This window comes from Limnospira platensis NIES-39, from assembly GCF_026000695.1.
In the GTDB taxonomy this organism is placed as follows: Bacteria; Cyanobacteriota; Cyanobacteriia; order Cyanobacteriales; family Microcoleaceae; genus Limnospira; species Limnospira platensis.
The window spans coordinates 5,511,904-5,533,388 of the sequence record NZ_AP026945.1; the positions used below are offsets into that span (position 1 = coordinate 5,511,904).

The 21,485-nt window shown below is 44.3% G+C and carries 16 protein-coding genes; 8 read left to right on the forward strand and 8 right to left on the reverse strand.

Annotation, left to right across the window (positions count from 1 at the left end; all coding sequences use genetic code 11):
- Positions 1–182: 182 nt before the first annotated feature.
- Both N39L_RS26845 and N39L_RS26850 read right to left on the reverse strand, forming a co-directional pair.
- Complete coding sequence (locus N39L_RS26845) at positions 183–1,736, reverse strand: pentapeptide repeat-containing protein (protein ID WP_014276898.1); 1,554 nt, start codon at positions 1,734–1,736, stop codon at positions 183–185.
- 175 nt (positions 1,737–1,911) lie between these two features.
- Complete coding sequence (locus tag N39L_RS26850) at positions 1,912–3,366, reverse strand: pentapeptide repeat-containing protein (RefSeq protein WP_014276899.1); 1,455 nt, start codon at positions 3,364–3,366, stop codon at positions 1,912–1,914.
- Positions 3,367–3,603: 237 nt separating this feature from the next.
- On the opposite strand from N39L_RS26850, the gene N39L_RS26855 reads away from it, so the two are divergent.
- Positions 3,604–4,491, forward strand: coding sequence for a prephenate/arogenate dehydrogenase (locus N39L_RS26855; protein WP_043468623.1), 888 nt, complete (start codon positions 3,604–3,606; stop codon positions 4,489–4,491).
- A gap of 43 nt (positions 4,492–4,534) precedes the next feature.
- Here N39L_RS26855 and N39L_RS26860 read toward each other — a convergent pair whose 3' ends face one another.
- Together N39L_RS26860 and N39L_RS26865 are read right to left on the reverse strand one after the other, a co-directional pair.
- Entirely contained in the window at positions 4,535–4,975 is a 441-nt protein-coding gene (locus N39L_RS26860) for a T3SS (YopN, CesT) and YbjN peptide-binding chaperone 1 (protein WP_006620273.1), read from the reverse strand.
- An 11-nt stretch (positions 4,976–4,986) separates the two neighbouring features.
- Positions 4,987–5,460 (reverse strand): CYTH domain-containing protein, encoded by a 474-nt coding sequence (locus N39L_RS26865; protein WP_014276901.1) that lies wholly within the window; start codon positions 5,458–5,460, stop codon positions 4,987–4,989.
- A gap of 200 nt (positions 5,461–5,660) precedes the next feature.
- Between N39L_RS26865 and N39L_RS26870 the strand changes: the two genes are divergently transcribed.
- Together N39L_RS26870 and frp are read left to right on the forward strand one after the other, a co-directional pair.
- Positions 5,661–6,620 (forward strand): orange carotenoid-binding protein, encoded by a 960-nt coding sequence (locus N39L_RS26870; protein ID WP_006620271.1) that lies wholly within the window; start codon positions 5,661–5,663, stop codon positions 6,618–6,620.
- A 391-nt stretch (positions 6,621–7,011) separates the two neighbouring features.
- Complete coding sequence (gene frp / locus N39L_RS26875; RefSeq protein ID WP_006620270.1) at positions 7,012–7,332, forward strand: fluorescence recovery protein; 321 nt, start codon at positions 7,012–7,014, stop codon at positions 7,330–7,332.
- A gap of 88 nt (positions 7,333–7,420) precedes the next feature.
- Here the strand turns inward: frp and N39L_RS26880 are convergent, their stop codons facing one another.
- Positions 7,421–8,395: a carbohydrate kinase family protein gene (locus N39L_RS26880; RefSeq protein ID WP_006620269.1), complete on the reverse strand. Its 975-nt coding sequence runs from the start codon at positions 8,393–8,395 to the stop codon at positions 7,421–7,423.
- 129 nt (positions 8,396–8,524) lie between these two features.
- Here N39L_RS26880 and pedR point away from each other — a divergent pair, with 129 nt between their 5' ends.
- The 3 genes from pedR (at position 8,525) to hisS (ending at position 10,552) form a co-directional block, all read left to right on the forward strand.
- On the forward strand, positions 8,525–8,842 hold the full coding sequence (gene pedR, locus N39L_RS26885; protein ID WP_006620268.1) for a photosynthetic electron transport-dependent transcriptional regulator PedR: 318 nt from the start codon (positions 8,525–8,527) through the stop codon (positions 8,840–8,842).
- 19 nt (positions 8,843–8,861) lie between these two features.
- Positions 8,862–9,173: a hypothetical protein gene (locus N39L_RS26890; RefSeq protein ID WP_006620267.1), complete on the forward strand. Its 312-nt coding sequence runs from the start codon at positions 8,862–8,864 to the stop codon at positions 9,171–9,173.
- A gap of 101 nt (positions 9,174–9,274) precedes the next feature.
- The gene (gene hisS / locus N39L_RS26895; protein WP_006620266.1) at positions 9,275–10,552 is read left to right on the forward strand and encodes a histidine--tRNA ligase; all 1,278 of its coding nucleotides are present in this window, start codon (positions 9,275–9,277) and stop codon (positions 10,550–10,552) included.
- Between the two features lie 196 nt (positions 10,553–10,748).
- Here hisS and N39L_RS26900 read toward each other — a convergent pair whose 3' ends face one another.
- From N39L_RS26900 to N39L_RS26910, 3 genes are all read right to left on the reverse strand, one after another.
- Positions 10,749–11,555, reverse strand: coding sequence for a TPM domain-containing protein (locus N39L_RS26900; protein WP_006620265.1), 807 nt, complete (start codon positions 11,553–11,555; stop codon positions 10,749–10,751).
- Between the two features lie 157 nt (positions 11,556–11,712).
- Positions 11,713–16,899 carry a WD40 domain-containing protein gene (locus N39L_RS26905; RefSeq protein WP_006620264.1) on the reverse strand — a complete coding sequence of 1,729 codons (5,187 nt, stop codon included), beginning with the start codon at positions 16,897–16,899 and terminating at the stop codon, positions 11,713–11,715.
- A gap of 560 nt (positions 16,900–17,459) precedes the next feature.
- Positions 17,460–18,812, reverse strand: a complete 1,353-nt coding sequence (locus N39L_RS26910; RefSeq protein ID WP_006620263.1) for a P-loop NTPase family protein — start codon at positions 18,810–18,812, stop codon at positions 17,460–17,462.
- 147 nt (positions 18,813–18,959) lie between these two features.
- Here N39L_RS26910 and N39L_RS26915 point away from each other — a divergent pair, with 147 nt between their 5' ends.
- Both N39L_RS26915 and ftsZ read left to right on the forward strand, forming a co-directional pair.
- Positions 18,960–19,802, forward strand: coding sequence for a cell division protein FtsQ/DivIB (locus N39L_RS26915; protein ID WP_014276904.1), 843 nt, complete (start codon positions 18,960–18,962; stop codon positions 19,800–19,802).
- Between the two features lie 272 nt (positions 19,803–20,074).
- Positions 20,075–21,358, forward strand: a complete 1,284-nt coding sequence (gene ftsZ / locus N39L_RS26920) for a cell division protein FtsZ (RefSeq protein ID WP_006620261.1) — start codon at positions 20,075–20,077, stop codon at positions 21,356–21,358.
- Positions 21,359–21,485 lie beyond the last annotated feature (127 nt).

Consider the following 21,485-nt stretch of genomic DNA (forward strand, 5'->3'; position numbering starts at 1 on the left):
AGGGTTATCAAGCCAAATATTTAGTAATGTCCCAGAGGTTAAGATGGTTCTCAACTTCAGCCCATTGACTTCTAGTTTAGCTTGTGGCGAGCAGAACACCGAACCAGTGACTGGATCGAACCTGGCCCAATTAATGATTACAATTAATGATTAATGGTTAACCTGGAGATTTGATGATACTTTTAGGGTAGATCATTAAAACTGTTAATAAAAGCCATCACCTGGTCAAAATTCGGGGCATAACCCACCTCGGCACTACTATGGGGAGAGGGATTTAGTTTGCTGATTTGGGAATTTTCATGAACCATAATCATTTTCTGGCTGCAATTAGTTAATTGGGTGCGGGTGGGTTTACTAAAAAATAGCGGATTGAATTCTGAGCGAATGGTGCGGGCTATTTTTTTCATCTCATTAATTTTGGTAATCACTTGACCCATAGCGCTTAATAATTGCGATCGCCGCTCTTTTTCAAGGGTAGAATCTTGAATCTGACGCAGTAAATTAACGATATTTTTCTGGGTTTGGGAAGCATCATCAAAGGGCAAAATAGCCAGACAGCTAATGGCAAATAATTCTTGTTCTTGGTTAGCAATAAATGTGAGTTTTGTAGTGCGATCGTCTATTTCTATGCTGGGGGGACTTTCCATAATTGGAAACTCTTGAGCAATTTTGTAGTAAATAGTAGCTAAGGCTATATTCCCATCTTGATCTAAGGGAGAATTAACCATAATCTCAACTCTGGGTCGAGTTTGATTAAAAAACTTTCGGAGAGTTTCCCGATCCAAATGATAAACCTGACTATGATCACCATTAGCACTCAAATCTACCCATTCACAGGTAATCTCATCAGCTTTTAGATTAAACCTAGAAACTTGATAAAGTTTAGCGCCAGTTAATGTCGCTCCTGACAAGTCTGCGCCACTCCAATTCGCTCTAATTAAGTTAGCTTGGCTCAAGTCAGCGTGAACTAAACTAGCCTTTACTAACACCGCGCTGCTTAAATTAGCACCGGATAAATTAGCACCACTGAGGTTAGCCTCTGTCAAATTTGCACCACTCAGGTCTGCACCTTGTAGGTCAGTCCAGCGCAGATTTGCACCACTAAAATCAGCATTACTCAAGTTCGCATAGGTCAGATTTGCTTGTCTTAATTCCGCATTAGTAAAATCAGCTTTAGGTAAATTCGCTTTAAGTAAATCCGCTCCTCGTAGGTCGGTTTTCGTAAATTTAGTTAAAGCTCCAGAAACACCTCGCAGGTTCGCACCACTTAAATTAGCACCATTAAAGTTAGTCTGCTGAAGTTTGCTTTCTCGCAGATCAGCCCCATTTAAGTTGGCTTGGGTGAAGTTAGCTTTACTGAGTTTCGCCCTAACTAATTCTGCTCTAATTAATAGGGTGTTAATTAACTGTGCTTCCGTTAAATCTGCTCTCACCAAATTAGCTACATTAATGGTGGCTTGATTTAAAATAGCTTTGGTGAGATTAGCATTACTTAATCGAGCTACATTCAGATTAGCACGAGTCAAATTAACTTCCCTTAAATCCGAGGCGCTTAAATTAGCTACACTCAAGGATGCACCACTTAAATTAGCTCCGGCTAGGTTAATTCGACTCAAATTAATTTCGTTTAAATTTATGTCCTCAAAATCTCGTTCTCCATCTCGATATTTTTTGACAATTTCATAAACTTTAAGAACGTCACTCTCAGAATTTTGATGGTTGTTAGTATCTGTCATTCTGTGGAAAATTCACTGTTGATGTACAAATAATTAAGAGAGCAATTAACGAGGGAGATAGAGTATTTGTGATGACTTTATTTGGCATCAAAGCTGGCTACAAAACTGGTGAAAATATCTGGGGTTGCCATCGCCATTTCCCGATATTTTTCGGGTGTGATTTTGGATAAATCCATCAAGGAATATGACTAAACTTCCTCCCAAATTCGGGATGGCTATGAATAGCTAAATATTCCCCGACTAAGTTACTTAAAATGGTTTGAGTAGGATGGTTAAAAAATGGATGATTCCCGTCAATTTCTTCCTGTAACTTTTCCGATAACAAATGGTCTTCTAAACGGCTGATTTTTTTAATTATATCGATGCCAAACTGAATCACTTGGTTAGATAATCTGACTCCCATTTGAGAACTATTTTCCAAGGTGAGCATCCGCAATGATTCCAGAATACACTCTCTGGTTTTGGCGACATCTGCAAAGGGTAGAATCACTACATAAGCTGTCATAAATAGCTGTTCCTCATCTATTCTAAACGATAAGAGGGTTCGGCGCGAACCTATATCAATGCTAGGGGGAGATTTTATAAAGGGATAGTGTTGGATAATTTGCCGATATATGGAAGCTAAAATGCAGTGGGTATCTGGGTCTAGGGGGGCATTAATACGGATTTGAACTGTGGGAGATTCAACGTTAAAAAATTGATGAGCTTGTTGGGAACTAAAACGCTGTATTTTGCTACCATCACCGTTAGGACTCAGATCAATCCAATCGCAGGTGATCTCATCTGCAATTAAACTAAATCTGGAAACTCCATAAAGTTTAGTTCCTGTCAATGCGGAACTTCGCAGGTTAGCATCTGTCCAGTCACAGTCTATCAAATTAGCTTGGGTTAAATCAGCATGAATGGCGCTACAATTGAGTAAACTTGCGCCACTAAGATTAGCACCGCGTAAACTTGCGCCACTTAATTGGGTGGCTTCTAAGTTGGCGCCACTCAGGTTAGCACCACTTAAATTCGCCCAGCGGAGATTTGCGCCACTCAGGTTAGCACCACGAAGATCTGCGCCATTTAGTTCAGCTTGTCGCAGTTCAGCGTTACGGAGATTAACCCCCCTGAGATCGGCTCGTGTAAGATCAGCACGGGTTAGGTTGGATCTTTCTAGGTTACTGAGAATTAAACAGGCTTCTGATAGGTTAGCGCCGGATAAATTGGTTTGTTGGAGGTCGGCGTGTCTGAGGGTGGCTTCTCTTAAATCTGCTTCGGTTAAATTCGCCCCATTGACTACGGCTTCGCTGAGTTCGGCTCGCATTAGTTCGGCCCGAATTAAGGACGCATCGACGAGGTTGGCTTGACTGAGATCAGCTCTGATCAGGTTGGCGACGTTGAGAACTGCTTCATTGAGGTTGGCTCCCTGGAGAATAGCGCCGCTAAGTTTGGAAACGTTCAGTTTGGCTCGAGTTAGGTTAACGCCTGTTAGGTTGGCTCCGCTAAAGTTGGTAACGCTCAAAACGGCTTCGGTAAAATTAGCCTGACTAAGATTGACCCGGCTCAGATTGGCTTCACATAGCAGAATGGCACTAAAATCACGGTTCCCGGATTGGTATTCTAGCAGCAGTTCTTCGGCATCCATGCCTTTTTGGCTCCCGTTTAATATCGGCAAATTAAACTGTTATTCTATCAAAATTTGGGGGGGATCTGTCAATTCGTTGAGTTGATGTCACAAATCTCTATGGGGTTTTGGGTTGACAATTTTCCCAAAATTTGCTTGATTGGGAATTAATTAAAGTTATTTGGTTGTGCATTTGGGCTGCCAGTTTCACAGGTAAACTCAGGGCAGCGATCGCCGATTAAAGATGAATGGTAAGTGATGAACATTGGTATTGTCGGATTGGGTTTAATTGGCGGTTCCCTAGGCTTGGATTTGCGTTCTTTGTGGGAGGGGAAGGGATTAACTGAACCTCTGGAAGAATCAGTGCTACAGGGGGGGCGGGTGTTGGGGGTTTCTCGCCGCCAGTCTACCTGCAGCCGGGCGATCGCTATGGGGGCGGTTGATGAAGCCTCTTGTAGTTTGTCGTTGATGGCTAGGGCGGATATTGTGTTTATTTGTACCCCCATTGGGGCGATCGCTTCTACGGTTCAACAACTATTGGAACACCTGAATCCTCACGCCATTTTAACAGATGTCGGTTCGGTAAAAACTCCTATTGTTGATATGATATCACCCCTCTGGCGGAACTTTGTGGGAGGACATCCCATGGCGGGAACAGCTTATAGTGGTATTGATGCGGCACAGTTCAAGTTATTTGTAGGGCGACCCTATGTGATTACTCCCACGGAAACAACCCCCCCAGAAGCGACGGAGGTAGTGGTGGCGATCGCTAATTTACTAGGCGCGAGGGTTTATCAATCTTCCCCCATGGACCATGATCGGGCGGTAGCTTGGATCTCTCATCTCCCGGTCATGGTTAGCGCTAGTCTCATTGCTGCGACGGCTACTGAGGACAATCAGGAGATCCTGGCTCTGGCTTATCAACTAGCAAGTTCTGGGTTTCGAGACACCAGCCGCGTGGGTGGTGGGAACCCTGAGTTAGGGGTGATGATGGCTAAGTATAATCGGGAAGCTGTGTTAAAGTCTTTGTCTAATTATCGCGAAAGTTTAGATAAAATTACACTCGCCATTCAACAGGAAGACTGGGAGACTTTAGAACAGTATTTAACGGCAACTCAACAAGGGCGATCGCGGTTTAATTGTTAAGATTCGGGATAATGCCCTAGTTTTATGGTTGGTAGCCAAACGATTATGGTACAATGTCTAAAGCCCTTTTTCCGCCCCACTTCTGGATGATTTGATCATCAAAATCATCGGCTGTTTCTAAGACAGATAAAACTGAGGACTCTAATTCTCCTGGGTCACAGGTTGAACCGACTATGGTATGGCTAAGGTAAATATGATCATGGTCATCGATCGCAAAACCACCAAAGCGCATTTGAGAATTTTTCAATAATAAAAATTGCATCAATTCCGGGGTAATTTCTGCCCCTTGAACTACGAGCGATCGCGTTTCAATGACAGCATCTTCGTGCCAGGGGTAAATTCGCACTTCTACCCAGGCGGAACCCAGAAATAAACCAAAGCCAGGATCGTCTAATTTTTCCCAAGGATACTGAGTGAACATCTCCTCCATCCAGATAGCGACCTGTTCATAACATTCTCGTTGAACTTGGGTCTGAAATTCCATGATTGTTGTCCTCACTTGATAGGCCACTGAGTATAGGGAAACTTGGTTAAATTAGCGTTATAATAGCGGTAATCGTGACTAACTTCTTCCCCGATCCATTCTGGTAACTCGAAAGCCTGATCGGGGCTGTTTAATTCCACTTCCGCTAAAATTAACCCCTGATTATCCCCGAAAAATTCGTCAACTTCCCAGATCAGATCACCGATGGGAATTTTATAGCGTTTCTTTTCAATGAGAGGGCCAACGCATAAACTAGATAACATCTGTTCGGCATCCTCAATGGGAATCAGATATTCAAACTCGGCGCGCTGATAGCCCTCAGAAGCGCCCTTAATGGTCAAATAGCCCTGATTTCCGGCGATGCGGACTCGGACGGTTTTTTCTGGGGTGGTGGTGATATAGCCCTGACGGTAAACCATTCCCACAGAAAGCGATCGCCACTGGTCGCCGCGCACTAAAAATTTACGTTCGATCTCAACTGCCATATTTTAGTCAATTTGCCCAATTTACCAAGCTGTGCGCCTATTGTATCCCTGATCCGGGTGAAAGGGTGAACAGTTAAGCCCTCCCCTGACTAAATCGGTGGTATAAAAAAAAATTCTGCATTCTCAGATACCTAAACTTGTAAATTTTTGTTAAGTATGGTAAAGTTGCTTTAACAGAAATTGAAGTAGAGGTACACATAATGCCATTCACCATTGACTCGGCTCGTAGCATTTTTCCAGAAACCCTAGCGGCTGACGTAGTTCCGGCGACGATCGCTCGGTTCAAGCAGCTTAGTGCCGAAGATCAACTGGCTCTCATTTGGTTTGCGTATCTGGAAATGGGTAAAACCATCACCATTGCTGCTCCTGGGGCTGCGAATATGCAGTTTGCTGAAAACACCCTACAGGAAATTCGGCAGATGACCCCCCTACAGCAAACCCAGGCTATGTGTGACCTGGCGAACCGGACAGATACTCCCATTTGTCGTACCTATGCTAGTTGGTCTCCTAATATCAAGCTGGGTTTCTGGTATGAACTAGGGCGTTTCATGGATCAAGGACTTGTTGCGCCCATTCCCGAAGGCTACAAACTCTCAGCTAACGCCAACGCTATCCTAGTGACTATTCAAGGTATTGATCCAGGTCAACAAATCACGGTGCTGCGTAATTGTGTTGTTGATATGGGGTTCGATACCAGCAAATTAGGCAGCTATCAACGGGTAGCAGAACCTGTTGTACCTCCTCAAGAGATGTCCCAACGGACTAAAGTTCAAATCGAAGGTGTGACCAATTCCACAGTCCTGCAATACATGGACAACTTGAATGCTAACGATTTTGATAACTTAATTAGTCTGTTTGCAGAAGATGGAGCTTTACAACCTCCTTTCCAAAAACCAATTGTTGGTAAAGAGAATGTGCTGCGGTTCTTCCGGGAAGAATGCCAGAACCTGAAGTTAATCCCAGAACGAGGTGTTTCTGAACCGACGGAAGATGGCTATACTCAGATTAAGGTTACTGGTAAAGTGCAAACTCCCTGGTTTGGTGGTAATGTGGGGATGAATATTGCTTGGCGCTTCTTGCTGAACCCAGAAAATAAGGTTTTCTTTGTGGCGATCGATTTGTTAGCATCTCCCAAAGAGTTGTTGAACTTGGTGCGCTAGAATAGAGTTCACCTAGAAATTATATAGGCGAGCGTTTTCTAAGCAAAAGCGCTCCCTTTTCTGCTGGGGATAAAGTCGATTCCCCATCGATTGAATGTGGCGATCATTGTAGTGCTACGGGCAGTAAAAAGTTACTTGAGGGTAAGTTAAGTAGGTAGGTAGGTAAAGACAGTGTTTAATATAGCATTATGAAATGATTTGTGAACAACCAGCGGTTCAGATAAAATTACAACCACAGGATAGAAAGTTCATAATGATTTATCGGATATTTATGATGGCTATATTATGATGATTAATAGCACCTATTTATTGCCTAGATATATTCTACGGTACTCGCGCACTAATATCGAGCAAATATCGGCTGTGGTAATGCTCAATTAGGTAATGATAAGTGAGTGAAATTAATTGGTCTGAACAGGATAAAAACGCGGCTGTAGATGCCTTACATAACGCTTATGAGCGGGAGGTTAAGATTCTGATTGATGAGGTTAAACAAAAAGCGTTTAATCTCACAGAAATTGACGAGGTGTGGAAATTGCATGATTTTTTGAGTGCCAGAAGACACGAGATTGATGGTAAGTATGACTATAGAGATGCTGCCAGTGTGTTTGTGTTAGCCACATTAGTTAAACAGGGATGGTTAAGCCTGGAAGAATTACAGGTTTTGGGTCAAGATAAATTAGCGAAAATCTCGGCTTTGACTAGGCTCTAATTCTCGCACCTATTGAATAAGGGCGGGTTGAGTAGTTGGACTGTTGAGAATCAAAACTGATTACTGAACCCGCCCCCAATTTGAGTGGCTATGGCTGCTGTTTGAGAAAATCGTCAACTTCGGCGGCGGTGGGTTGGGCTGCGATCGCCCCTAATTCAGTAGTAACCAAGGCTCCCACTGCACTAGCATAGGTAACGATCGCCCTAGGGGTTTCTGGGTTCTGGAGGCTAGGGATACCCAACTGCAAAACTTGGTGAATAAAGCCAGCCACAAAGCCATCACCTGCGCCAGTGGTATCTTTCACTGGGACAGAAAATCCGGGAAAATAACCCTCATGATCTCCGATACAGTAAGCACAACCGCGATCGCCTTTAGTAACTAACACCCCTTCCACGGAGTTTAGGCGATAGTTAATGGTACCAGGATCAGTGGTATCAAATAGCCAGATACTTTCAGACTCTGATAATTTGACAAAATCAACCTGTTTGAGCAAATCCATAATTAGGGGTTTGGCTGCTTCCGGGTCTGGCCAAAAATTCGGTCGCCAGTTAATATCTACTAAAATCTTGAGATTATAGCGATCGGCTAACTTCAAAGCATGAGTGATAGCGTGGCGGGTTTCCTGATAGGCGAGTTCCAATGTACCCAACACCAAAAAGTCAGCATTTACAAACAAAGACTCTGGTATGGCTTGGGCTTGCAAATAGGCATCAGCGAAATCAATAGTATTGAGATTGCCAAATCCGGCAAACTCTCGCTCACCAGTGCTTGAACGCAACACATAAACCCGTCGTGTGGGTGCTGATGGATGTCTTTGAATGCCGGTGGTATCAACGCCAACCAATTGAAGAAACCCCAGGAGGCGATCGCCGCCTTCATCGGAACCGACCGCGCCAATAAAGCCGGCAGAGGTTCCCAATTTCACCAAAGCACAAGCGACATTAGCGGGAGCCCCTCCCGGGTGAGCGGTCCAAGATTTAACTTCTCCCCAGGACTGGTTAGGCTCGTCTGCCAAGCAATCAAATAAAATTTCACCGAGGCAAATAACGCGAGAATGATTCATCTTGACTGTCAAAAATAGAGTTCACAGAATCTGCGCTGGGGCAGAAGCATCTGAGGTTAGAAGACGCAAATGGATTGTACAGTTTAAAATGGTGATAGCTAAGTAAATATGCAGAGATAGGATACCCTTATGTCCGACAGTAAATTCAAATCCCCTGTCTCCCTCTCGGAAAGAGAATTACAGGTTGTGGAACTGGTGGCGATCGGTTTGACTAACCAGGAAATCGCGGAAAAGCTGGAAATCAGCAAACGTACAGTAGATAACCACATAAGTAACATCCTGACTAAAACCTCGACAGGTAATCGGGTGGAGTTGGTCCGCTGGTCTTTGCAATGGGGTAAAGTTTGCATTGATAATATCAATTGCTGCACCCTACCAGAACCAGAATCATCAGTAGAATTAACTGATAGTGTTGATGAAACTGTATCCTCTCCTGTAGTTGAGTAAATATAGATCACTGATCATCATGGCAAGTATGGACTCAAGAATCCGTTATCAGTTTTGCTGTCCTCGATTACCTTTAGCGGTTTATCGAGAAGTGGCTGCTCACCTGCGACAGGTGGAGGGTGTACAGACGGGTTTAGTGCCTATGTCTAAAGATGTCGAGGGTTGGGAATCGTCAAAATTTGACCCTAGGTCGAGTCAAGTCGCGGCCCTATCGATTGAATATTCCGAATCGCCTGACGGGGACATTCCCTCGCAAGTTGAACGGATTTTAGCTTATTATGGCGATCGCTATGGTTCTTGGCAATCTTTAGATACGATAAACACCAATTGATCAGCAGGAAATTGGTCAGTACAGAAGGCTCACGGCTTCCCTGAGTGTGGGGATCATGCTCCTGGCGGTGAGTCCTATTTTTGCACGGATTATATATAGAGATGGAATCAATTCAAAGTTTACGAGGAACCCGTGACATCCTTCCGGAGGAAGTCGGTTATTGGCAGTGGGTGGCTTCTGTGGCTGAGGAGACTTTGGCGCGAGGGAATTATCAAGAAATCAGGACACCGATTTTTGAGCCAACTGCCTTGTTTGAAAGGGGTATCGGTGAGGCTACGGATGTGGTGGGAAAGGAGATGTACACTTTCTGCGATCGCGGCGATCGCTCTATTACTCTGCGTCCTGAAGGTACGGCTGGGGTGGTGCGAGCTTATATTGAGCGGAAACTACACGCTAATCCTGGTGTACAACGACTATGGTATATGGGGCCGATGTTTCGCTACGAACGTCCTCAAGCGGGACGACAACGACAATTTCATCAACTTGGGGTGGAGGTTCTCGGTAGTGATGACCCCCGCGCTGATGTGGAGGTGATCGCGGTGGCGGTGGATATCCTCAAGAGTTTGGGAATTACCAATCTGCATTTGAATCTTAATTCAGTAGGCGATCGCACCGATCGCCAAAATTATCGTCAAGCGTTGGTTGATTATCTGACACCATTTAGCGGGGAACTTGATCAAGACTCTCGCGATCGCCTTACCCGTAACCCGATGCGGATTTTGGATAGTAAGGATGAACGCACCCAGGAAATTACCCGCAACGCTCCGAGTATTTTGGACTATCTGGGAGAGCGATCGCAATCTCATTTTGAACGGGTGCAGTATCTGATTAAGGAATTGGGGATTTCTTACACGCTAAATCCTCGACTGGTTCGCGGTTTGGACTATTACACCCACACTGCTTTTGAGATTATTTCTGATGACCTTGGCGCTCAGGCTACGGTTTGCGGCGGTGGTCGCTATGATGGTTTGGTCCAGGAACTTGGGGGCCCGTCAGTTCCGGCGGTGGGTTGGGCGATCGGTTTGGAACGTTTAATTATTCTGCTTCAGCAATTGCACCAACCTCCACAAGTTACCCCACAATTATATTTGGTGTCTCGCGGAGAAAAGGCTGAGGCTAATGGTCTGATTTTGGCTCAAAAACTGCGTCAAGCGGGCTTGAGGGTTGAATTAGACCTGAGTGGTAGTGCTTTTAGTAAACAGTTTAAACGAGCCGATCGCAGTGGTGCTGGGGCTTGTTTGGTGTTGGGAGATGCTGAGGCGATCGCCGGAACTGTGAACCTCAAATGGTTGAAAAGTGGCGAGCAAACTGTGTTAAACCAAGTTGATCTGATTGGTAACGTTGAGGATATCAAACAACAGTTAATTACCAACAGCTAATTATTAGTGAGTTGGGCGGATTTTGCTGACGAAAAATGAGGTGGTTAATTGCTAAAACAACTGGTGGGAGCGATTAAAGTGCCATAATTATTGTTGCTAAAAAGGGTGATTTTTTTTAGATAGGGGCGGGTCGCAAAATGACGGTTAATTGGCAGCTTAACAAGGCTCAACCCGCCCTAATTGATAGGTCAAAGGTTTAAGTTTCCGAGGTGGAAGAGTGGTTAAATGCGGGGGTTAAATAAGCCGCAAAAACAGCGATTAAGAAAGCGGAGACATTGCGAATTACGGGAACCCAATCGGAGGTGCGACTAATTACCGGACCGAGACCGAAGGCTATAAATAAAATGCCCCACAGGGGAGAAAAGATTAAGGCCCATTGCCAAGCCACAATTTGTCCGGGTTTACGGGGAATAGCTGCAATACCACAAATTACGCCACCCAAGGCGGAGGTGATTAAGGTGAGAATCCATTGTTCTCTGGGAAGACCGGGAACTACTCGACAACCACCGTCTTTGAGTAAACAGGTTTGAATGGTTTCGATAGATTGCAATATTGATTGATCTTCGCCATTATCGCGGACAAAGTATTGATTACCGTAGCGGGTCTGAAGTTCGACCCAAAAGGTTCGGGTCAGCAGGTCGTATAGATCCCGACCGACACTAAAGTTAAGGATATTACCGCCACGTTGATCAGCTACCAATAGGACACTGTGTTCATCAAGTCCCCAATATTCCTTGACGGCGCGACCGGGAGTGCGATCGAACTGAGTTAGCACCCTGAGTTTCCAGCCAGTTTGGGATTCAAACTGTTTCAGGTCTTCGGCTAACAGGTCTTCTTGAACGTCTGTCAGCAGTTCGGCTAAATCTATGATCGGGGTTTGGACTTCGGGTAGAAGTTCGGGGTTGTTGTAAGCGCCGGCTACTGGTGCGATCGCCCAGGTGGAAAGCAGGAGACAGAATACAGCAATGAATCGGAAGAGTTTGTGCGACCAGATTTGTTGCATAGATATTTTATACCAAATAATCAAATGTGAACGACGGGAGATGTTTCTTAACCCAGAGATAATGCCAACTCATATTCGTTACAATTGTTAACCTTACCACAGAATCGGAGAAATTTAGGCAGTGGCTGGGGAGTGTCGATATAAGATACGGAGGCTGTTAACTCCTCTGGTAGGTGTTCTCGCACAATTGGCGATCGCTATCCCTAACATTAGGATTATGGTCAAGATAGTTGCGAACCCACTCACAAGCCTTGTCTATGAGACTATCGAGATCCAAATTCCACATAATCACGCTGTGGTCACGACTAGCGGAGGCTAATGTTCGGCCATCTGGACTAAAACCGAGAGACATAACGCTATCACTATGTCCCATTAAAGTTTTCAACAAAGTTCCGTCCTTAGCGCTCCAAATGCGAACATGACTATCATAACTGGCGGAAGCTAGTAAAGACCCATCAGGACTAAACACTACACGAGTGACACTATCGCTAGTCCCCTTTAATAGGGTATTGAGCAAAACTCCGTCCTGAGTCCATAATTTAACTGTATTGTCGTATCCAGCAGAAGCTATAACTTTACCATTGGGACTAAAGTTGACCCCCAAGACATAACTCTCATGAGCCTGGATAGTTTTGAGGCGAGAAAGCATAGTATTGGCTGGGTCCCACTTCCACAGAATTAAAGTCCCATCATCACTGGCGGAAACAACTGTCCGACTATCGGGACTAAAACTCACCTGATTAACCCATTCCTGATGTCCTGTGATGGTGCGTAGGAATTGACCGTCAGCAGTCCAGATTTTAATGGTTCCATCCTTGCTTCCGCTGAGGATATACTGACCATCTGGACTATATGTAACAGTCATGACGCTATCTGTGTGACCGACTAAGGTGGCGACTGGAGAGGGTACAAACAGAGATTTTGGTATGACACCAATACCGTTAAACTTGGAAACTCGCAGTTTCATGGGCCAATTATCGTACCAGTTGGACTGGGAGTTAAGGCGTTTCCAGATTTTGACTGTGTGATCATAGGATGCTGTGGCTAACCATTCTCCGTTAGGACTAAAACTCACGGAAGAAACGCGATCGCTATGACCTGATAGAGTTTGCAGGAGTTTACCCGAACTACTCCATAATTTCACGGTTGTATCTTGGGACGCAGAAGCTAAGATTTGACCATCAGGACTAAAGGTAACATCGAGAACTCGATCATTATGGGCTTTTAAGGTGGCTCTGGGGTTACTGTGAAGGTTCCATAACTTCACGGTTTTGTCATAACTTGATGAGGCTAGGGTGCGACCGTCCGGGGAAAAACGTACCCGTGTTACTTTATCTCCATGACCGCGAAAGGTTTTGAGTAATTCCCCTTCCCAACTCCAGACTTTCACAGTTTTATCATATCCGGCTGTGGCTAAACTTCGACCATCTGCAGAAAATGAAACGCAGAAAACAATATTTTCATCTACTTGTAAAGTCCTGAGTAATTCTCCTTGGCGAGTCCAGAGTTTGACTGTGCCATCTGTACCGCTGGTGGCTATGAATTGACCATTGGGGGAAAAATTAACTGAATAAATTACTGAGTCCCGTTTTTTCGTGTGGCTGATACTCATTAATCTTCTACCCTGTTGGTTGAAAAATTGCACGTCTCCTTGATTGGCTGCGGCGGCTAATATTTCACCGTCAGGACTAAAGTTAATCCAGGTCAGTGCGGTATGGCGGAAACGAATAGTGCGGATGATTTCTCCCTGTAAATTCCACAGGATGATGGTGCGATCGCTCCCCGCAGAGGCTATCATTTGACTATCAGGAGAAAAACGAACCGCTTTGACTTTATCTGTATGTCCGATCAATGTTTGTAATAGTTTACCGTCCCGACTCCAGAGTTTAACTGTATGGTCATCAGAAGCGGAAACTAACATTTGACCACAGTGGCTAAAATCCAGGCTAGTTACATTATGATTATGTCCTGTTAAAGTGGCGATCGCCTTCCCTTCAGGAGTCCATAATCTGATAGTATTATCCGTACTAGCAGAGGCTAATATATCCCCGCTGGGACTATACACAACATCCCACACTATATCCGCGTGTCCCTCTAGGCGGTTCTGTTCATGAATGCCATAAACTCCCTGTCCTAGGGTAGTCGCTACCCGAATTTCCGCATCCTGGAAACTGTTAGCAGTTACAGATAAGGACTTGATTTTTTGGAGTTGTTGGGCGGCTTTTAAACTTTCCAGCAAAGCATCAAAACGATAATTAGAGAAAAATAACGCCTCGGAAGATGCTGTTAATGAGGTGATATAAGCTAGGCGTTTTTGTTGGTAAGCAATTGTGGTTGATACCCCTAATCCTATAGTGGCGACAATCGACACACAAAGCAGTTGTTTTAAGAGTCGATTCCGGTGTATCAGTTGTTGTTCGCTTTGGCTTTGAGCCGCTTCGGCTTGGGTTTTGGCTTTCAGACTTTGTTGCAGTTTCTTTTCAATGGCTGTCTGACGCTTTTGGGCTAAAATTCCATAGCTTTCTCGGATGGGAAATACTAGATAATTATACATTAGTTGATAGCGGTCTTCTGGTTGCTCATGTTGACGCAGCAGCAATCCTGATTCTAAGATAATATCAATGAAAGCATGATGATTATGGCTGGGTTCATTATCGGAAAATTTGCCCTGATTTACCATAGATGGATCGGGTCTAATGGCGGCGATTAATTGCGATCGCGTTTTCAACGGACGAGCTAGTTTTTCATCCGTCAGAGCAAATAAAATATCCCAGGCTGCATTAGCATTTGGGGGGCCGCAGTCTTCAATAATACCATTAATAAAATGCTCGATTAGTTGGTTTTTGGGATGGTCTCCCAGTCTTTCATATTCCGCTAAGGTGGTGATTCCTCGGAGTTGTTCTTCCTGGAGTTGGGAACCAACAAGCTGTAACTCAATTGGTCTGACCAACGAGCGTTCATCGGCTAAATCTTCCACTAATTTATCAATTAAAGCTGGCTCTAAATTAAAGTTAGCACGTTTGCTTAAAGACTGAATCACTCGGTGGGCTTCCGCTTTACTAAAATCTCGTAAATGGTAGCGGATATGTTTATCTAAAATGTTGTTATTTATGGCATCTAATGGAGATAAATATTCCGATTCTAATAACCAGGCTAGACATTCTTCTCGCAGGGAAATGATTACCTTAACAAAAGGGACATTTAGACAGAGATTTAAAAACTCATAAAATGTCTGGCGCTGGGAGCGATCGCGACAGAGAAAAAAGAATTCCTCAAATTGGTCAAAAATGATAACAGTCAGGAGATTTTGGTCGGCATTTTTCTGGAGACGACTGTTAATAAATGAATCGGGATGCAGAATATATGAGGTGCGATCGCGATTATTCAAAGATTCAATACCCGTGCTATTACATATAACATTACCTTGGGAAGCCTTGATAATTTTCCGATACCAAAGTCGTTTTAAATTCTGGCTTTTAATATTCAGATTATCTTGATTAATTAAGGCTTCCGCTAAAGCCGCTTCCAGTTCTCGTACCCAGTCTGTATAACTATTAATTACCACGGGTAGAACATTACGAGCCCCTAAACTAATTTCCGCCATCGCTGGTACTAAACCCGCATTAATTAAGGAACTTTTCCCGACTCCAGAACTACCATGTAGCACAATTAATTTATGATCATCTCGCCCTAACCTGTGAATCAGATTATTAATATCTTGATCCCGACTATTATTAGTCATATCAAAGCCGGGACTAATAGCCGATTTTGAGATATTGTTTTTGTGGTTAATAACAGAATTTAATGCCTGTTTAGAAGGCTGCAATTGATGAACTCCAATAAAAGCCCTAAAACCGTATTGATGCTCAACTTCTCGTTGTCTTTGTTTAATCCGAAATGCTTTTAAATATTGACCTTTTTCGTAGTAAATATGGCGCAATTCAGCCAGAATATCAATATACAACTGTGGATCATAACTGGGGGAGGTTTCTAAGCGGGCGGTTTCTAGTTCCTTAATTGCTTGTTCCCATTCATTCAAATGTTTGTAACTGCGAGCTAATAGCAGCAGATAAGTTCCCCGTTCATTGGGGCGCTTTTCCGAGTCAATAATTGCTAGGGCTAGTTTAGTTAGTTCTAAGGCTTTATGCCATTTTTTCTGCTGAAGGGCTACTTCAGCCAGAAATCCATAATCTTGGGCTAATTGCCGATCGCAACCATACGCTAAATGGATTTTAATGCCGGTTTCCGCTAGGTTCTGTAAATCATCCCATTGGTATAAACCCTTCAGAACATCCCCTAAATAACAGAGGATTCCAGCTACTAAATCTGGTCTTCCTGCTGTTTCAAAAGCCTGACGGGATTCTTCTAGGTGGGTTTTGGCTGAATGCAGAAATTTGACCTTATTACCCGGCGATTTGACCTGGGGAATGTGTCGCGATCGCACCGCTTTTAGGCGATCGTTTAAAGCAATATGAAATAAGATAATCCCCCGGATGACTTGGTAGGAAATGGGATAAATAAATTGATAGGGGTCGCGACTGGTTGCGCTGGTAGATATCCAATTGTCCAGATCGGCTAAACTTTGTTGATAATGAACACGCGCCTTATCTCCTCGGTCTTCAGCATCTTCATCTAAGCCCAAAATAAATTGTTTAGTGGCTTGGAGAAATAGGTTAATTTCCACTTCCCTTTGTTGTAAATCTTTCCAAGCTAATTCTAATTCCCGGCGACGAATGGAACCAATACTTAGGTCATATTTAGGCGCTTTTGACCGGCTATAAAACTGGCGGCTGTGCAATTCTCCTGACCTAATTCGTAATTCGGCTAAGGAAAACAGCGTGTTACCTTGGAGGGTCAGTGATTTAATCAAGTCCGGGGTCGCCATTTCAAATTTAATCGTAGCCGCCGCCCAACTTTTAAAGTCTGGTGCTAGTCGGATTAGTTTTTTGGCTAGGATATCTGTTATCCACAATACTAAAGGACAGGAAAAATTCTTGCGAAATTCATCCCGGACTTGGTTGGTGGAACTTAACAGGGTTTCTAAGGCTTCCACCCTGTCTAAACCCATAACCATGATGGCGCTAGGGGTAGGGGTGGCTATGCGCTCTAATAATGTCGTGTAGAGGGTGGTAACTTCCGGCGCTAGGGTGATGTTTTGAATGGTCTCTGCTTCCGGTAATTTTTGCTGTAATTGCTTGATAACTTTGGTTTGTAGATAGGAGTAGTTACAACTTACTAAAATTAGAGAAAATTGACCTTGTGAAAAGGAAATAGCACGGGCTAATCTCTGTAGCGATCGCTGATTTTGGCTCTCGAATTGCTGAGGCGTTAATTGATTAGTCATGGCTGAATTTAACCCGGTGAGTTGAGGGTGGCTATTTAATCAGTATTCGTTAGGTGAGGATTGATAATTTTGGAGTTTCCCCGGCTCCAATTGTGGCTGATTCCCTGAGATTATAGATGCCTATCCAGTCGGTGGCTTAGACATCATTAAATATTCACAATTAATTGAAAATTACCATCCAGTACAGATAGCAATACTCAATCAATTTTTCATTAGTCAAAATACTATAGCGTGATTTCTGTGGTTGATTAACACTGGTGGCTGTGGCCCCCCAATGCTCAACGCTCTCACTACAATCTGACTTATAGTATGCTGGCATTGTGACTAAACTACACCCTGACTCCTACTTATTATACATGATAATGATAAATTTTAAAAAAAAAATAAAAATTTAACACTTCCCGTAATTTTTGTGCGAGAAAACCTGAAAAACTAGTCGCTATCTTGGCCGAAATTTCCGGTAAAATTGGCAGCAAAAAATAACCGATATGTCTGACCATAATATCGGCTGGTAGATGGTCTTAATTAGGACTTATTGGCAGATATTGAGCAGATACTAATTAATTCATGGCTGCTGGTGGATGAGTGGGAGATTTATTAAGTTGCCAATTTTGATATTTGGGTGTATCTATCAAAGCTGGGTTAATGCCAAACCAACGACCAGAGCGATCGCGATATTCAAAGACAAACATACTCCGCAAGAGGGTTTGACATTCATCTTCCCCGCGCACGCTTTGATTGGCGACTACTTGCAAAAGTAAATCCCACTCGTCATCGGTAATAGCTCCTAATAGGTCATCGCGATACTCCCGAATTACCGTTTCTAAACAATCAGCCGAAAAAGGTGGATCATCCTGCTGTAGACAACTGTACATTAACATTAGTAATCGTCTCATGTGACCGCCACTAACCCGACAGAGGCGATCGAGAACTTGGGGGGTCTCAAACAATTCGGGAATATAAGAAATCCGTTCTTCGGGTGGTAAAGTCGGGAAAGCACGCGCTAAAACCATCTGTTGCAATAAAGCCATACCTTGGGGATTATCTGAACCATCTCGATTGCATACTGGAACCATCGGCAAGACTTTTGGTTTCACCCCAAATCGACTAGAAAGCCGACCATAATCATTAGAAAACATTAAAGTTAAAGGAATTGTATAGACCACATGACAATGTAGCCGTCTGAGTTGCTCACCCCGATCAACAAATAAATATTCTGGCTGAGTACGTCCCCAGGATTTGGGGGAATTATCTACCCGATCTAAATTATCAACAATCACCACTAACCCGTTTTTGCCTCTCTTTTTGAGAGTCTCGTTAGCGGGTTTCAGGAGTTCCTCATTAATGGCTTCTAAAATAGTGCTAACCCTCGGTTCGAGGTATTGTCGCAGTTGAGATCTCAATTTAGGGGAATCTTTGGTGCGAGCCGTAATTCTGGCAATACCAACGGAAATTTCGGCCTCACCAGATAATTCAATGGGGGTTTGCAAAAAATCGCCAATCTCCGTAAACAGGCGGCCGAAGTATCCGGGTTTTAACTGGACTGCGGCAGTTTGAATGCTTTCGCTCACTTGACGGGCGATCGCCAGTACAATATCACTGATGTCAACATCAGCCATATCCAGGTCCTGGGATGACTCAAAGTAAACTACATGGTATCCTTGTTGCTCCAGGCTGTCTTTGAGTCTAAACAGTTCTGTAGATTTCCCGCAGCCAATGTGTCCAGAGAATAACTGACAGGTGGGTTCATCACCGGAAAGCAATGTGATAGTGCGGCTTAACTCGCGAACAATATTGCTGCCGCGAACTGACGAAAAATCGATATAATACTGCTGATCTTCCAGATTCGCCATGTCAATGGTTTTACTGGGATTGCAGGCTTTGTAAAATTGGTTCAGGTTAAGTTCAACCATAATTGACTCAGTTATGTTACGATGCCTCGTTTTGAGTGTAGGATGATGCTGATACGCTAGGGATGTGGTTTGTCCCCCCACTAGGGGAATAGCAGTCAAGGGGGATAGTCTTTTAAATAAGGGAATTAGAAGGGAAAAAAATTAGGAATGGCCAATATTGTGTTTACTTCTCGCAATCAATTAGGAACTCGCCGACGACAACTGCGCCGTCAGCGACGTTTGAAATTGGTTCGGGTGATGTGGCAGGTTCTGGCGGTCGGAGGTATTTCTGGGGGAGTATTTTGGGGAATTAGTCAGCCGATTTGGTTAATTAAAGAAGCTGAACAGGTCGAGATTAAGGGTAATCAGTTACTTTCTCAGCACAATATTCGCTCACACCTGCCTTTGTCCTATCCTCAATCAGTGTGGCAAATTCAACCAGCAGCCATTCAACAAGCCTTGCTCGATAATGCTCCTATATCAGAAGCGATCGTGATTCGGCAGGTATTTCCTCCCCGCCTTACTATAGAGGTGACTGAACGAGAACCTGTGGCGATCGCTCAACCAAGCATAGGAAACACTACCCCAGGAACTGAGCCCACCGTCGGCTGGTTGGATGCTGAAGGTAGTTGGATGCCATTATCAAGTTATACTGAGCTAGAACAAACAGGTCAACTGCCAAATCTGAGAGTAATCGGTAACTTTGAACAATATCTACCCCATTGGCAGCAGATGTATAGCGATCTGAGTCGCTCCCCGGTTGACATCTATGAAATTGACTGGCAGAATCCGGCTAATATTATTTTAATGACTGAGGTCGGCGAGGTGCATATTGGCTCATACAGTACACACTTTTGGGAACAATTGCAGGTTATCGATCGCATGAGAAAATTGCCGGAACAACTTGATGTTAGTCAAGTGGACTACATTGATCTCAGAAATCCTAACTCTCCCTTGGTGTTGATGATCTCAGATAAATCATCACTATCCGAGGCTTCCTTCTCCAAGTGAACCCTTGACTATATCTCTGGGTGGTTTAAATCATCATTAAACTAACCAGGACTGGGGAGAGGTTCCCAAGGTCAGTATTCATAGCCAGGAACAGCTTAAACTGGAACCAAGAGAAAAATACTTGACCATCTAGGTGTCACTAACTATCTGAGTCCTACTGTCCTGATCACTGCTATATTAGCGTTCTGGGTTGTTAGTTCAACTTAAACAAACTTAGTTGACTCGGACTTGTTTAAATATTAAAACTGATTCATCTACCCCAAATACTTAAAATGATGCTTGATAAGAGCAATCTGGGTTCTACCCCAAATAACAACCAACCTGAAGGAAAAGCCAGCCTGTGGACGGCAGCAGAATCGGCTAACCCCTTTCGCCAAAATGAAGGATTAAACAATCTTAATAATGATGGTAACGCCGTCCCTAACGAACAGTCCTGGAGTAGTGATATTGTGCCTAGCAACGCTGCCAAAATTAAAGTTATTGGTGTAGGGGGAAGTGGCGGAAATGCCATTAACCGGATGATTGATAGCGAGGTCTCCGGTGTTGAGTTTTGGGCCGTCAATACCGATGCCCAAGCCCTTACTCAGTCTAAAGCATCTAAACGCCTTCAGGTTGGTCAAAAACTGACCAGAGGTTTGGGAGCTGGCGGAAATCCGGCGATCGGTCAAAAAGCCGCTGAAGAGTCCCGCGATGAAATCGCCCAAGCCTTAGACGGTGCCGATTTGGTATTTATTACCGCTGGTCTAGGTGGCGGCACTGGTACCGGTGGCGCTCCTATTGTCGCCGAAATAGCCAAAGAAGTTGGAGCCTTAACTATTGGCGTAGTTACCCGTCCTTTCACCTTTGAGGGACGGCGACGCATTTCTCAGGCTGATGAGGGAATTGCCGCCCTTCAAACTCGCGTTGATACCCTCATTGTGATTCCTAACAATAAGCTCCTGTCCGTTATTAATGAGCAAACCCCTGTACAGGAAGCCTTCCGCTATGCTGATGATGTATTGCGCCAGGGGGTTCAGGGTATTTCTGATATTATTACCATTCCCGGATTGGTGAATGTGGACTTTGCTGATGTCCGCGCCGTTATGGCTGATGCCGGTTCCGCTTTATTGGGTATTGGCATTGGTTCTGGTAAGTCACGAGCGCGCGAAGCTGCCTTAACTGCTATTTCTTCCCCCTTATTAGAGTCCTCCATTGAGGGAGCGCGGGGAGTTGTATTTAATATTACTGGAGGTTGTGACCTGACCTTGCATGAGGTCAATGCTGCCGCCGAGACCATTTATGAGGTCGTCGATCCTAATGCTAATATTATTTTTGGAGCCGTCATTGATGAACGGATGCAGGGTGAAGTCAAAATTACCGTCATTGCCACCGGGTTCACCGGTGAGGCTAAATCTACTGTTCCCCAATCCGGCAGAGAGGTTCCTTTGTCTCGACCCATAACTTCTATTCCTCAGCAGCGTACTATACCCACTCCCGCTCCTGAGCCACCACCTCAACCCCAGGAACTTGATATTCCTGATTTTCTCCGCCGCCGCCGTCCGCCTCCTGGTCGCTAGAGCATCAAAAATTCCCATCCCCCCTCAACCCCTCTGATTATCGGGGGTGGAGGGTTATTTGTGGGAATTTGGCGCTCAGGGTCATCAGTACACCAAAAGTTAAGCAATAATTAAACTCTGAGCCGCT

Bases quoted from the DNA above. Each gene is read 5' to 3' on its own strand.
- N39L_RS26915 (WP_014276904.1), top strand. From the start codon at position 18,960: ATGGCCAATATTGTGTTTACTTCTCGCAATCAATTAGGAACTCGCCGA.
- N39L_RS26905 (WP_006620264.1), bottom strand. From the start codon at position 16,899: ATGACTAATCAATTAACGCCTCAGCAATTCGAGAGCCAAAATCAGCGA.
- N39L_RS26890 (WP_006620267.1), top strand. From the start codon at position 8,862: ATGGCAAGTATGGACTCAAGAATCCGTTATCAGTTTTGCTGTCCTCGA.
- N39L_RS26880 (WP_006620269.1), bottom strand. From the start codon at position 8,395: ATGAATCATTCTCGCGTTATTTGCCTCGGTGAAATTTTATTTGATTGC.
- hisS (WP_006620266.1), top strand. From the start codon at position 9,275: ATGGAATCAATTCAAAGTTTACGAGGAACCCGTGACATCCTTCCGGAG.
- ftsZ (WP_006620261.1), top strand. From the start codon at position 20,075: ATGATGCTTGATAAGAGCAATCTGGGTTCTACCCCAAATAACAACCAA.
- pedR (WP_006620268.1), top strand. From the start codon at position 8,525: ATGTCCGACAGTAAATTCAAATCCCCTGTCTCCCTCTCGGAAAGAGAA.
- N39L_RS26855 (WP_043468623.1), top strand. From the start codon at position 3,604: ATGAACATTGGTATTGTCGGATTGGGTTTAATTGGCGGTTCCCTAGGC.
- N39L_RS26910 (WP_006620263.1), bottom strand. From the start codon at position 18,812: ATGGTTGAACTTAACCTGAACCAATTTTACAAAGCCTGCAATCCCAGT.
- N39L_RS26865 (WP_014276901.1), bottom strand. From the start codon at position 5,460: ATGGCAGTTGAGATCGAACGTAAATTTTTAGTGCGCGGCGACCAGTGG.
- N39L_RS26850 (WP_014276899.1), bottom strand. From the start codon at position 3,366: ATGGATGCCGAAGAACTGCTGCTAGAATACCAATCCGGGAACCGTGAT.
- N39L_RS26870 (WP_006620271.1), top strand. From the start codon at position 5,661: ATGCCATTCACCATTGACTCGGCTCGTAGCATTTTTCCAGAAACCCTA.
- N39L_RS26860 (WP_006620273.1), bottom strand. From the start codon at position 4,975: ATGGAATTTCAGACCCAAGTTCAACGAGAATGTTATGAACAGGTCGCT.
- N39L_RS26845 (WP_014276898.1), bottom strand. From the start codon at position 1,736: ATGACAGATACTAACAACCATCAAAATTCTGAGAGTGACGTTCTTAAA.
- N39L_RS26900 (WP_006620265.1), bottom strand. From the start codon at position 11,555: ATGCAACAAATCTGGTCGCACAAACTCTTCCGATTCATTGCTGTATTC.